Source organism: Bradyrhizobium sp. USDA 3311, from assembly GCF_054062495.1.
The window spans coordinates 1,320,859-1,332,795 of sequence record NZ_JBSSFI010000001.1 but is presented as its reverse complement, the minus strand read 5'-3'; the positions used below and the strand labels follow the sequence as shown (position 1 = coordinate 1,332,795).

At 64.8% G+C, this 11,937-nt stretch carries 11 protein-coding genes; 6 read left to right on the top strand and 5 right to left on the bottom strand.

Features of this window, described 5'->3' with window-relative positions:
* Positions 1 to 65: 65 nt before the first annotated feature.
* Positions 66 to 809, bottom strand: coding sequence for a ParA family protein (locus ACVWW6_RS06330; protein WP_161532854.1), 744 nt, complete (start codon positions 807 to 809; stop codon positions 66 to 68).
* A gap of 246 nt (positions 810 to 1,055) precedes the next feature.
* Entirely contained in the window at positions 1,056 to 2,417 is a 1,362-nt protein-coding gene (locus ACVWW6_RS06325; RefSeq protein WP_456680366.1) for a serine protease, read from the bottom strand.
* 267 nt (positions 2,418 to 2,684) lie between these two features.
* Here ACVWW6_RS06325 and ACVWW6_RS06320 point away from each other — a divergent pair, with 267 nt between their 5' ends.
* Positions 2,685 to 3,488, top strand: a complete 804-nt coding sequence (locus tag ACVWW6_RS06320; protein WP_456680365.1) for a HesA/MoeB/ThiF family protein — start codon at positions 2,685 to 2,687, stop codon at positions 3,486 to 3,488.
* Between the two features lie 50 nt (positions 3,489 to 3,538).
* Here the strand turns inward: ACVWW6_RS06320 and ACVWW6_RS06315 are convergent, their stop codons facing one another.
* Positions 3,539 to 4,540: a 2-hydroxyacid dehydrogenase gene (locus ACVWW6_RS06315; protein WP_011083589.1), complete on the bottom strand. Its 1,002-nt coding sequence runs from the start codon at positions 4,538 to 4,540 to the stop codon at positions 3,539 to 3,541.
* A gap of 330 nt (positions 4,541 to 4,870) precedes the next feature.
* On the opposite strand from ACVWW6_RS06315, the gene ACVWW6_RS06310 reads away from it, so the two are divergent.
* Positions 4,871 to 5,401 carry an SH3 domain-containing protein gene (locus tag ACVWW6_RS06310; RefSeq protein WP_011083590.1) on the top strand — a complete coding sequence of 177 codons (531 nt, stop codon included), beginning with the start codon at positions 4,871 to 4,873 and terminating at the stop codon, positions 5,399 to 5,401.
* Positions 5,402 to 5,556: 155 nt separating this feature from the next.
* Here the strand turns inward: ACVWW6_RS06310 and irrA are convergent, their stop codons facing one another.
* On the bottom strand, positions 5,557 to 6,048 hold the full coding sequence (irrA, locus tag ACVWW6_RS06305; RefSeq protein WP_008131763.1) for an iron response transcriptional regulator IrrA: 492 nt from the start codon (positions 6,046 to 6,048) through the stop codon (positions 5,557 to 5,559).
* A 350-nt stretch (positions 6,049 to 6,398) separates the two neighbouring features.
* On the opposite strand from irrA, the gene fabA reads away from it, so the two are divergent.
* The 4 genes from fabA to ACVWW6_RS06285 all read left to right on the top strand — a co-directional run bounded on the left by fabA (position 6,399) and on the right by ACVWW6_RS06285 (position 11,247).
* A complete protein-coding gene (fabA, locus tag ACVWW6_RS06300; RefSeq protein ID WP_011083591.1) occupies positions 6,399 to 6,920 on the top strand; it encodes a bifunctional 3-hydroxydecanoyl-ACP dehydratase/trans-2-decenoyl-ACP isomerase in 522 nt (173 codons plus the stop codon).
* 40 nt (positions 6,921 to 6,960) lie between these two features.
* On the top strand, positions 6,961 to 8,184 hold the full coding sequence (fabB, locus tag ACVWW6_RS06295) for a beta-ketoacyl-ACP synthase I (RefSeq protein ID WP_060909547.1): 1,224 nt from the start codon (positions 6,961 to 6,963) through the stop codon (positions 8,182 to 8,184).
* 135 nt (positions 8,185 to 8,319) lie between these two features.
* Entirely contained in the window at positions 8,320 to 9,117 is a 798-nt protein-coding gene (fabI, locus tag ACVWW6_RS06290; protein WP_011083593.1) for an enoyl-ACP reductase FabI, read from the top strand.
* A 192-nt stretch (positions 9,118 to 9,309) separates the two neighbouring features.
* Positions 9,310 to 11,247: an autotransporter outer membrane beta-barrel domain-containing protein gene (locus tag ACVWW6_RS06285; RefSeq protein WP_456683124.1), complete on the top strand. Its 1,938-nt coding sequence runs from the start codon at positions 9,310 to 9,312 to the stop codon at positions 11,245 to 11,247.
* A 64-nt stretch (positions 11,248 to 11,311) separates the two neighbouring features.
* On the opposite strand, the gene ACVWW6_RS06280 is transcribed toward ACVWW6_RS06285, so the two are convergent.
* Complete coding sequence (locus ACVWW6_RS06280; RefSeq protein WP_011083595.1) at positions 11,312 to 11,908, bottom strand: glutathione S-transferase family protein; 597 nt, start codon at positions 11,906 to 11,908, stop codon at positions 11,312 to 11,314.
* Between the last annotated feature and the right edge of the window lie 29 nt (positions 11,909 to 11,937).

Genomic DNA, 11,937 nt, shown 5'->3' with positions numbered 1-11,937 from the left:
TTGCTTCGACGCTGGTGCCCTTCCGGATGGTGAAGGGCCGGCTGACGCCCGATCGATCGCCCCGCTCAGGACGCCAGTGTCGTGGTCTCGTCCGTGGAAAGCCCAGTGGCGGCATGCAGCAGGCCGTCCGGAGCCGACATGACCTGGTCGATCAGGGCATTGGTCGTGGCGCTGAGCTCGAGCCGGGTCTCGATCCACTGCCAGAGGCCGCGGATCTCGTCCGCCGACTTGCCGTTCGGCGCGAATTCGCTGACGGCGAGGCCGCCGGCGAGTGAATCCTGGTGGTCGTTGCGCATCACGATCAGGGGACGCGCGAGCACCTCGGCGAGATCGAGCGCGGCTTCCTCGGCGAGCGTGTTGGCGGCATTGTCGATGCGCTGGCCGCGGATCGGCGTCTGGTTCAGCACGAAGCTGTAGGGCCGCTTCCAGGCGCGTGCGACGCTCAGCGTCGAGGCGGTCGCCTCGATGTCCGCGACGCTCGGGCGGGCCGGGATCAGGCAGAGATCGGAATGACGGATCGCGGCGGTGGTCGCGGCGCTGAGGCCGGCCGCGGTGTCGATGATCGCGAGCTGGAGGCCGCTGTCGGCCAGCATGTTCAGGCGCGGCGCGATGTCGGCGGCGTGATAGATCGGCTCGACCACGAGATCCTCGGCGGTGCGACGGCGCTGCCAGTTGGACAGGGTGCCCTGCGGGTCGGTCTCGATCAGGCGGACGGTGAAGCCGGCCTGCTTGGCCGCCAGCGCGAGGCCGACGGCGAGCGTGCTCTTGCCACTGCCACCCTTTTGGGTGGCCAGTACGATCGTGTGCATGGGAAGATAAATCCTTTGGAGTGCCTGGGTCAGGAATACGCCACGCGAACGTGCATCGCTTCTGGATGCTGAGCTCTTCTCGCTCAGGACGTGCCGGCCCGATCCAAAGGGGATCGCGGAGGTCCGAATCAACGGTAACAATGATGTCGGAATCGGGAATGCCAGCTAATCCGTACCATTACTGGACCCGTAGTCGTACGTGCGATGTGCGCCGATAGACACGAGAGATTGTGATTGTCGCCTGGCTTACTTCCGCACGCAGATCACGCGGACGACGGCGGCCTTCGCATCCGCTGAACTGCCGTTTGCTGTGACGCCGTTGGCCTTCAGGAAATCGCGCACCGTCTCCGCTGAGACCATCACGGCCTGCGACGCCGGCACCGACGTCGCGGGTCCCGCCACCATCGCCGGCTTCAACAGCGCAATGCCGGCGAATTTGCTGTCCGCGTCGATCGCGGGGCTGCCGGAAAATCCGACCGCTGGCGGTGGCGACAGCGCGGAATCGCTGCTCGTGACGGGTGCGAGCGCGCCCTTGACGCTCGAGACCCCGGCCGCGCCACCCTGGCTTTGCGGATCGGCGATGCCGACGACATCGACATTGGTCTTCGCCCCGCCGCCAGCGAGGCCGAGTGGCTTCAGGCCACGCGCGCCGTAGATGTGCAGGAGCGCAAGATCGTGCTCCTTGTCCTCGGCAAGACGATCGGCGCTGCCGTAGCCGGCGATGGTGATCGCAAGGCAGCTGTCGGTGACGAGGCGGTCGGTGAGGATCGCGCCGTCGTCGCTGACGACGATGCCGGTGCCGTATTCGACGGTCTTGCGCGGCGGCGGTCCGGCTTGCGGTCCTGCCGGAAATGCATTGAACGCGCTCGACATCGCGATCACGACCGGCTCGACCGTGTTCTCGGTGGCCTGGTCGTAGAGGATCGTCATGATGCGGACTTCGTCGCCCTTGAAGGTGCCGCGCACATAGAATTTCTTCAGGCCCTGGAGCCCCGACAGCACGAAGAAGTCGGGCTTCACCACGGTGTAGTCGACCTTGCGTCCGGCCGGCTCCTTCTTCTCGGCGTCCGCGAGCTTCGCGGTCGTGGGGTTCGCCTCCTTGCGCCGGCTGAGCAGCACCTGCACAGTTCCGGTCGGCGAGGTCCATTTCGAGCCGTTGGCGTCGGTCGCCTGCTGCGGCACCAGTTTTGAGGGAATGCCGAGCCGCGCGCCGCTGGTCATCTCCGTCACGATCTTCCAGCCGACGCTGTCCTGCTTCCGCCGCGCGGTCTCGGCAAGCGCAGCGCGCTCCTGCGGATTGAGCACGCCGGTCGGCTTGCCGCCCTTGTTCTTCTGGTACTCCTTGATGGCATTGACCATGCGCTCGCTGACCTCGCCGGTGATGGCGCCGTTATATTGGCCGACCCAGGCGAGGTCGGACTGGAGCGAGAGGCGTTCGGCCTGCGCCATGGCATCGGCCGTTTCCGACGGTGTCTGAAGTGCGGGCGGGCGGATCGGAACGGTCTGGACCGTTTTCGGCTTGGTGCCGGGGACCTGCGGCGTCGTCATCTGGGCGTTCGCGCCTGTGGCGGCCGCAAACATCAGTGTTGCCGCAAGCATCGATCTCATGACAAATCCAGCCAGCCCATTGAACGCAATGCCATTGAAGCACATCTCGTTGGTCGCGAACAATCTCGGGGTGGTTCAGGCCTGCGGGCAGGCCGGACCCTCATCTGAGAGGACGTGAGTGTTACGAGGTTATTCCGGGGCGGCTCGAAGAGCCGAACCCGGAATCTCGAGATTCCGGGTTCGATGCTTCGCATCGCCCCGGAATGACAGTATGTGCGACTTCCGCGCTCCTCGCGGGGAGCGGCAGCAATCTAGGAAGAGCTGAGAATGCTGAGCCCGGACGAACTCGAACGTTATGCCCGCCATATCGTGCTGCGCGACGTCGGCGGCCCGGGCCAGGCCGCGCTGAAGCGGGCCTCCGTGCTGGTGATCGGCGCCGGCGGGCTCGGCGCGCCCGCCTTGATGTATCTGGCTGCCGCCGGGATCGGCACGCTCGGCGTGGTCGATGACGACGTGGTGTCGCTGTCCAACCTCCAGCGCCAGGTGATCCATACGACGCCCGATATCGGCCGCCACAAGGTCGAGAGCGCGGCCGAGCGCATTTCCGCTCTCAATCCGCATGTCCGCTTTGTCGGTCACGCCACCTGGCTCAACGCCGACAACGCGCTCAGCCTGATCGGCGACTACGACCTCGTGCTCGACGGCTCCGACAATTTCTCGACGCGCTATCTGGTCTCGGACGCATGCTTCTTCGCGAAGAGACCGCTGATCACCGCGGCGCTCGGCACCTTCGACGGCTCGCTCACCACCATCCGCGCGCATGAAAAGAACGAGGCTGGTGAATTCAATCCGACTTATCGCTGCCTGTTTCCGGAAGCGCCGCCGCCCGGCACGGTGCCGGCCTGTGCCGAAGCCGGCGTCATGGGCGCGCTCGCGGGCGTGCTCGGCTCGATGATGGCGCTGGAGGCGATCCGCGAGATCGTCGGTTTCGGCGACGGCCTCGTCGGCCGCCTCCTGATGATCGATGCGCGCGCGATGCGCTTCGAGACGCTGCGCTACGGGCGCGATCCCGCCAATCCGCTCAACGGCGATGGGCCTGTGATCGAGGATCTAAGCATCCATCGCGCGTAGGCGCGTGTTCTTCAATCTCTACCCCCGCGTGGCCCCCAGCGCACAGCGCCTCAGAGCATGCTCGGCAGCACGCGATCCGGCGGCTTGTGCGCGTCGAGGAAGGTGCGGATGTTGATGATCACCTTCTCGCCCATCTCGACGCGGCCTTCGATCGTGGCCGAGCCCATGTGCGGCAGCAGCGTCACCTTGCCGGCCTTGGCCAGCCGCACCAGCTTCGGGTTCACCGCGGGCTCGTGCTCGTAGACGTCGAGCCCGGCGCCGCCGATCTCGCCGCCTTCGATCAGCTTGATCAGCGTGTCCTCGTCGGTCACCTCGCCGCGCGCGGTGTTGACGATGTAGGCGTCCTTGCGGATCAGCTTCAGCCGTCGCGCCGAGAGCAGGTGATAGGTCGCCGGCGTGTGCGGACAGTTCACCGAGAGAATGTCCATCCGCGCCAGCATCTGGTCGAGGCTTTCCCAATAGGTCGCGCCAAGCTCTTCGGCGATCTTCGGCGCCACGGGACGGCGGTTGTGGTAGTGGATCTGCAGGCCGAAGGCGCGGGCGCGGCGCGCCACTGCCTGGCCGATGCGGCCCATGCCGATGATGCCGAGGCGCTTGCCGCCGATACGGTGGCCGAGCATCCAGGTTGGCGACCAGCCGGGCCAGGGCTTGCCTTCCGTCAGGATCGAGGCGCCTTCGATCATCCGCCGAGGCACGGCCAGGATCAGCGCCATGGTCATGTCGGCGGTGTCTTCGGTCAAAACCTTTGGCGTGTTTGTGACGGTGATGCCGCGGGCATGCGCGGCCTCGACATCGATATTGTCGACGCCGTTGCCGAAATTGGCGATCAGGCGCAGCTTGCAGTCGGGCTGGTTGACGATGTCGGCGGTGATGTGGTCGGTGACGGTCGGAACCAGCACGTCGGCGGTGCGCGCGGCTTCCGCGATCTGGTCGGCCGACATCGGCGTGTCGTCGAGATTGATCCGCGCGTCGAACAGCTCGCGCATCCGCGTCTCGATCGAATCCGGCAGCTTGCGCGTTACCACGACGAGGGGCTTTTTCTTCACCGACATGTCCTGCTCTCATGAGGCGTGGCAAGCCCGCCTCTGTCGCCAAAGGCCGGCCGTTCAGGCCTCATTAACCCGGTTGTTCGACACTGCCCTTGCCGTGTCGTCCCCGGCGTTTCCTTCAAGCTCTCCCGATATTTCCATCCGGAAAATCGGGCCAAACTGGTTGTTCAAGCGTCCGTCCTCTCTAGCAGAAGGCCGGGCCAAGACAAGAACCACGGGGTAAGGCTTGGCGGAACACCCGCGTGGGGCGGGTCAGGGACGACCGCGGCAGGGTATTTTGGAATTTTGGGGTGAGGGTCCGGCTCGGCCGGGTCCTCGACAGGAGACGGGTTGATGGCGTTGGGGCGTTTTTGTTCGGTGATGGCGCTCGTTTGCACCTGGTTGAGCGCCTCGGTCAGCCCCTCGCATTCGGCGAAGGACAACACCCCCCAGAGCGCCAGCGGCCTCCCGGTGCCGCGCTATGTCAGCCTGAAGTCGGATCACGTGAACGTCCGTGCCGGTCCGACCAAGGACAATGACGTGGCCTGGGTCTATACCCGCGCCGGCCTGCCGGTCGAAATCACAGCCGAGTTCGAGAACTGGCGCCGGGTGCGCGATTCCGAAGGCGCCGAGGGCTGGGTCTATCACTCGCTGCTGTCGGGCCGCCGCACCGCGGTCGTCACCATGAAGCACAAGGACGAGCTCGCCCCGATCTATGACCGCGCCGATCCTGACAGCGCGGTTGCGGCCAAGCTCCAGGCCGGCGTCGTCACCCAGGTGAAGAAGTGCAGCGCAAACTGGTGCCGCGTCACCGGCAACGGTTTTGACGGCTGGATCCAGCAGGAACGCCTCTGGGGCGTGTATTCGGACGAGCAGGTGAATTGACGCTGCAGGCGTCATCCCGGGATGGCGCGAAGCGCCAGACCCGGGATCTCGAGATTCCCGGTTCGGTGCTACGCACCGCCCGGAACGACGGCGTAAACAATTACGGCCGGGACAAGCCCGGCCATGACGACCAAATCAACAGTTTAGGATAGATCTCAGCGCTTCTTGCGCAGGCGCACGACCATGTCGATGCGCGCGATCTCGTAACCCTCGGGCACCTCCGGCATCTTGGACAGCGCCAGATGCGGATCCTCGATGTCGACCAGCTCGTGGCTGTTCTCGAGGTAATAGTGGTGGTGCGTGGTGACGTTGGTGTCGAAATAGGTCTTGGTGCCGTCGACACTGACCTGGCGCAGCAGGCCGGCGTCGGTGAGCTGGTTCAGCGTGTTGTAGACGGTCGCCAGCGACACCGGAACCTTGGCCAGCGTGGCTTCCTCGTACAGCATTTCAGCCGTAAGGTGGCGAGCACCCTTGCCGAACAGGAGCCAGCCCAGCGCCATGCGCTGCCGCGTCGGGCGGAGCCCGGCGGACTGGAGCATTTCGTTAACGTCGTGCCACGGGCAGCCGGTCAAAGCCGGCTGGCGGCCGGACAGGAGGGCTGCGGCATGGACGTCGTCGTCGTGATGGGGCGCGGTATTCTCGCTCATTTCCAGATTTCGGGCACGCGTGAACAATAACTCCCTGCAATATAAGAACAGATAGATGCAGATGCAAGTTTCTCGCAACTAGAGAGGTTCTAATCGGAGTGGAACCGAGCGAGGAGCCCGTCATTTTACCTTCATGAGAGCGCTTTGCCACCGAAATGGCCTGTGTTAGAGAGCGCGCGGTTCCGCTTAGCCGATTTTGGTGCACCCGGGCATCGAGGCCCGGTCCGCAGTCCATCGGGGCTTGTGGGAGTTGCGCCTGACGATGGCAATTGGCGTTACTCTCCGACCGGGACGGGGCCCATTTTCGCCAAAAAACGTCGCTCAATCGGACTTTGAACAGAGGCACATGCATGCTGAACAGGCGCAACGGTTACGAATACGAAGATCTGCTGGCATGTGCCCGCGGCGAGATGTTCGGCCCGGGCAATGCCCAGCTGCCGCTGCCGCCGATGCTGATGTTCGACCGCATCACGGACATCAACGACAATGGCGGCGAATTCGGCAAGGGCCTGGTGCGCGCCGAGCTCGACGTGAAGCCCGACCTCTGGTTCTTCGGCTGCCATTTCAAGAACGATCCGGTGATGCCCGGCTGCCTCGGCCTCGATGCGCTGTGGCAAATGGTCGGTTTTTACCTGGGCTGGAGCGGCGGTGAAGGTCGCGGTCGCGCGCTTGGCCTGAACGAGCTGAAGTTCAGCGGCCAGGTGCTGCCCGAGGCCCGCAAGGTTGTGTACAACGTCGATATCAAGCGCGTGATGCGGGCAAAGCTCGTGCTCGGTATCGCCGACGGGTGGCTTTCGGTCGATGACCAGATTATCTATCGCGCGAAGGATCTGAAGGTCGGCCTGTTCAAGCAGGGCACGAGCCTGGGCTGAACGCATCACAAAGAAAGACAACGATTTAGGCGAGGCTGTCATGAGGCGGGTTGTGGTCACCGGGATGGGCATCGTCTCGTCCATCGGAAACAACACCCAGGAAGTGCTTGCGAGCCTCCACGAGGCGAAGTCGGGCATTTCGCGGGCTGAGAAATATGCCGAGCTCGGCTTCCGTTCGCAGGTGCAAGGTGCGCCGACGCTCGACCCTGCGACGGTCGTCGACCGCCGCGCGATGCGCTTCCTCGGCCAGGGCGCGGCCTGGAATCACATCGCGATGGAACAGGCGATCCAGGACTCCGGTCTGTCGCCCGAAGACGTCTCCAACATCCGCACCGGCATCATCATGGGCTCCGGCGGCCCCTCCGCCCGCACCATCGTCGAATCCGCCGACATCACCCGCACCAAGGGCCCGAAGCGCGTCGGACCGTTTGCAGTGCCGAAGGCGATGTCGTCCACGGCGTCCGCGACGCTCGCGACCTGGTTCAAGATCAAGGGCGTGAATTATTCGATCTCCTCGGCCTGTGCGACCTCGAACCATTGCGTAGGCAATGCCTATGAGACGATCCAGATCGGCAAGCAGGACATCATCTTCGCCGGCGGCTGCGAGGAGCTGGACTGGTCGCTGTCGGTGCTGTTCGACGCGATGGGCGCGATGTCGTCGAAGTACAACGACACGCCCGCGACCGCCTCGCGTCCCTACGACGTCAACCGCGACGGCTTCGTGATCGCCGGTGGCGCCGGCGTGCTGGTGTTGGAAGAGCTCGAACATGCCAAGGCGCGCGGCGCGCGCATCTACGGCGAGATCGTCGGCTATGGCGCGACCTCGGACGGCTACGACATGGTCGCGCCGTCGGGCGAGGGCGCCGAGCGCTGCATGCGCATGGCGATGTCGACGGTGAAGACCAAGGTCGACTACATCAATCCGCACGCGACCTCGACGCCGGCAGGCGATCCGCCGGAAATCGAGGCGCTCCGCAAGGTGTTCGGCACCGGCGAGAAGTGCCCGCCGATCTCGGCGACCAAGGCGCTGACCGGCCATTCGCTGGGCGCGACCGGCGTCCAGGAGGCGATCTACTCGCTGCTGATGATGAACAACGGCTTCATCTGCGAGAGCGCGCACATCCAGGAGCTCGATCCCGTGTTCGCCGACATGCCGATCGTGCGCAAGCGCATCGACAACGTCAAAATCGGCACCGTGCTGTCGAACTCCTTCGGTTTCGGCGGCACCAACGCCACGCTGGTGTTCAGCCGGCTGGACGTGTGATCTCTGATTTTGTCATGCCCCGCGAAGGCGGGGCATCCAGTATGCCGCGGCTTCTCCATTTATCACGACGGTCTCTGGATACTGGATCGCCCGCCTGCGCGGGCGATGACGTCGAAAATAGGAGCGACGGCTGACATGGAAGGTTTGATGAAGGGCAAGCGCGGTCTGATCATGGGCATCGCCAATGATCATTCGATTGCCTGGGGCATGGCGAAGACGCTGCATGCCCATGGCGCCGAGCTTGCCTTCACCTTCCAGGGCGAAGCCCTAGGCAAGCGAGTCAAGCCACTGGCGGAGCAGCTCGGCGTCGAACTGGTGCTGCCTTGCGACGTCGAGGACATCGCCAGTGTCGACGCGACCTTCGATGTGCTGCGCGAAAAATGGGGCAAGCTCGATTTCGTCATCCATGCGATCGGCTTCGCCGACAAGAACGAGCTGAAGGGCCGCTACGCCGACACCAGCCGCGAGAATTTTTCGCGCACCATGGTGATCTCCTGCTTCTCGTTCACGGAGGTCGCAAAACGTGCCGCCGAGCTGATGACGGAGGGCGGCAGCATGATCACGCTGACCTTCGGCGCCTCGGAGCGCGCGATGCCGAACTACAACGTGATGGGCGTGGCCAAGGCGGCGCTGGAAGCCTCCGTGCGCTACCTCGCCTCCGATTTCGGACCGCGCGGCATCCGCGTCAACGCGGTCTCCGCCGGTCCCATCCGCACGCTTGCCGGCTCGGGCATCGGTGAGGCGCGCGCGATGTTTGCCTTCATGCAAAAACACTCGCCGCTTCGCCGCGGCGTCACGCTCGACGAGCTCGGCGGTTCGGCGCTGTACCTGCTGTCGGATCTGTCCGGCGGCGTGACCGGCGAGATCCACTACGTCGATTCCGGCTACAACATCGTCCTGATGCCGAGGCCTGACGATCTGAAGTCGGAATAAAGCGTTCGCAGGCCGCCTGAGGCCGCGACCGTTTCCTCGCACCCCACGATCATGGGGCAGACTCGGCGATAGAAATAATGTTTGCTGCGCCCGGTGGCGCCGCGGGGTCGTATCCCGCGGTTCGGGAGAGCGGTCTTGCCGAGGATACGTGCGATCAGTCGCGTAGGCGTGCTGGCGTCTGTTGCCGGTGCGATGCTGGTTTGCGGCAGCTCCCGCGCCGTAGCGCAGTCGGCGATCTGGGATGCGACCCTCTCCAACACGAACTGGTACGTGCCGACAGCGCAGCTGCTGGCCTACGCCGCGCCCAAGACCGGCTTCTCCAATCCGATCCCGATCGGCGACCAGACGCTGTGGTCGCTGGCGACCGCGACCAACGGCGCCTTCACCGGAACGAGCGTGGCGCAGCTCAAGCTTGGTCCGGCGCTGCTGACCGATACCTCGACCATCCAGGGGTTCGTCACGACCGCGGGCCAGATCACGATGCTGTTCACGCCGACCGCGGGCGGTGCAGTGACCGTCGGCCTCGGCCACATGCGAACCGTCAACGGCGTGACCGGCATGGAAATGCAGATGATCACGGGCGACAGCCTGCTGGTGACGCATTGGGCCTACATGCTTCCTTACGATCCCGCGACCTTCACGCCGCCGGCCTCGCAGGCCGTTCCGGCGAACTCCGTCCCGCAATGGGCCTGGACGTCGGGCACGCCGTGGCGGATCGTCAGCTCCACGCTGTTCGGCACGTCCGCGCCCGGTCGCTTCGTCATCACGAATTACCAGAACGGATATTTCTGGGGCGCCGGCATTGCGCCCGCGGGGAGCGGTGCTGCGAACTTCACGCTGCTGGGGTCGGTGACGCCGGAAGGCAACGTGCTCTTCAACACACTCTCGAAGGGCACTCTTAGTAGTCTCTATGGCGCTGCGAGCGGCGACGCATCGGGCGCACAGATGCTGGTCAGCAGCTATGATCTCTCGGGCAACCCGACCGGCGGCATCGCCTATCTCTCCCTGGTGCGGCCCTATGCCGAAACGCTTCAGGCCCAGAACAGCCGTGCGGGCCTAGGCGCGGCGGATATGCTCTATCGCCTGTCCGCGACGTCACTCGGCTGGACCGGCAGCATGGCGACCGGCTTCACCGCGCTCGACAATCTCAGCGGCTCCGGTCTCGTCAACGCCGTCAACCAGACCTTGCCTGTCCTCACCGGCGCGGCGTCGCAGGCGACCTATTCCACGCAACGCACATTTCAGCAGGCGATGACAGGACGATTGGACGACGTGCTCGGGCTGAACGCGGGCGCAACGCCTGAGCGGAATCTTTGGATGAAGCCGCTCGGCGGCAGTGTCCGGCAGGGCAGTGTGGATGGCGTCCCCGGCTATAACGCGTCCGGCGGCGGCATTGCCGTGGGCGCGGACACGACAATCTCCACGCGCGCGATGATCGGCGGCGTGTTCGCCTATTCGCATCAAACGATCACCGGCAGCGAGGATGCCGTCCCGAACCGGCTCGCCATCGATTCCTATCAGGCCGGACTCTACGGCGCCTATGCGCTCGGCCATGGCGTTCAGGTCGATGGCCAGCTCGACGGTGCGTTGAATGACAATGGCGAGAGCCGCTCGCTCACGTTCATCAACAATACGGCTGCGGCCGGCTATCGGTCCTATAGCGGGCACGCCGGTGTGGGTGTTCGCAAGCTGATCCCGATCGAGTCTGGATTTGCGATCGCGCCGTCGCTGCGGCTGGACTACGGACAGGTTCGTTCGCCAGCCTATCAGGAAGGCGGCGCAGGCGGCTTCAGCCTCAATGTGGATTCGCAAACCTATCGCGAATTGACGCTGACGGCAGGGCTGAAGGGCGCCTACAGGATCGCGCAGCACGTCTATCTTACCGGCGATGTCGGCGTCGGCTACAACGCGCTGAATCAGGGACTTCAGATCAAGTCAGCGTTTGCCGGCGGCGGCGAGACCTTCACGACCGGCGGCCTTGCCCTGTCGCCGTGGATCTACTCGACCGCGCTGGGCATCGTCGCGGCCGACAACAACCGTTTCGATCTCGGCCTCCGCTACGGCCTTGCGGCGACATCCTCCGGATTGCTCCGGCAGTCCGGGCTCGCCGTCCTCAAGATCAGGCTTTGAGCCGGATTCTTGTTTTGTCGCGTTTTCTTTACGCGAACCGGCATCCACTTCGCTTGAAGACGCTCTAACCCGCCGCGATCTTCTCCGCGCGCTGGAACGCCGGCCGCGCCATGCAGCGCGCCAGATAGGCATCGAAGGCCGGGCGCGACGGCACCATCTTGAACAGGCGCACCGCGAAGTTCAGGCCCGAGCCGACCGTGATGTCGGCGGCGGAAAACTCCTCGCCGAGAATCCATGGGCCCTTGGCGAGCGCAGCTTCCAGCACGTCGAACACCTGCGTCGCGCTGCCCCACGCCGCGGTCGAGGTCGGGATCTCGATCTTGGTGAAGATCTGGATGATGGCCGGCTCGATGCAGCCCGGCGAGAAGAACAGCCATTGCAGATAGCGCGCGCGGCGCGGATCGGTCACAGCGGGCGCAAGCTTGGTCTCGGGATAGCGGTCGGCGATATAGGCGCAGATCGCCGCGGCCTCGCCGAGCGCAGCGTCGCCGTCGCTGAGCGCCGGCACCTTGCCCATCGGGTTGACCTTCAAATAGTCCGGCGCCTTCTGCGCACCGGTCGAGATGTCGGTCAGCACGCGCTCATAGGGCAGGCCGCTCTCCTCCATCAGCCAGAGCGTCGTGAACGAGCGAGAACGGGGCGACCAATAGAGCTTGATCATGGCGGGAACCTTTCATCGACGGAAGGCCA

Bases quoted from the DNA above. Each gene is read 5' to 3' on its own strand.
- ACVWW6_RS06320 (WP_456680365.1), top strand. From the start codon at position 2,685: ATGCTGAGCCCGGACGAACTCGAACGTTATGCCCGCCATATCGTGCTG.
- ACVWW6_RS06325 (WP_456680366.1), bottom strand. From the start codon at position 2,417: ATGAGATCGATGCTTGCGGCAACACTGATGTTTGCGGCCGCCACAGGC.
- ACVWW6_RS06315 (WP_011083589.1), bottom strand. From the start codon at position 4,540: ATGTCGGTGAAGAAAAAGCCCCTCGTCGTGGTAACGCGCAAGCTGCCG.
- ACVWW6_RS06280 (WP_011083595.1), bottom strand. From the start codon at position 11,908: ATGATCAAGCTCTATTGGTCGCCCCGTTCTCGCTCGTTCACGACGCTC.
- fabA (WP_011083591.1), top strand. From the start codon at position 6,399: ATGCTGAACAGGCGCAACGGTTACGAATACGAAGATCTGCTGGCATGT.
- fabI (WP_011083593.1), top strand. From the start codon at position 8,320: ATGGAAGGTTTGATGAAGGGCAAGCGCGGTCTGATCATGGGCATCGCC.
- fabB (WP_060909547.1), top strand. From the start codon at position 6,961: ATGAGGCGGGTTGTGGTCACCGGGATGGGCATCGTCTCGTCCATCGGA.
- ACVWW6_RS06285 (WP_456683124.1), top strand. From the start codon at position 9,310: ATGCTGGTTTGCGGCAGCTCCCGCGCCGTAGCGCAGTCGGCGATCTGG.
- ACVWW6_RS06330 (WP_161532854.1), bottom strand. From the start codon at position 809: ATGCACACGATCGTACTGGCCACCCAAAAGGGTGGCAGTGGCAAGAGC.
- ACVWW6_RS06310 (WP_011083590.1), top strand. From the start codon at position 4,871: ATGGCGTTGGGGCGTTTTTGTTCGGTGATGGCGCTCGTTTGCACCTGG.
- irrA (WP_008131763.1), bottom strand. From the start codon at position 6,048: ATGAGCGAGAATACCGCGCCCCATCACGACGACGACGTCCATGCCGCA.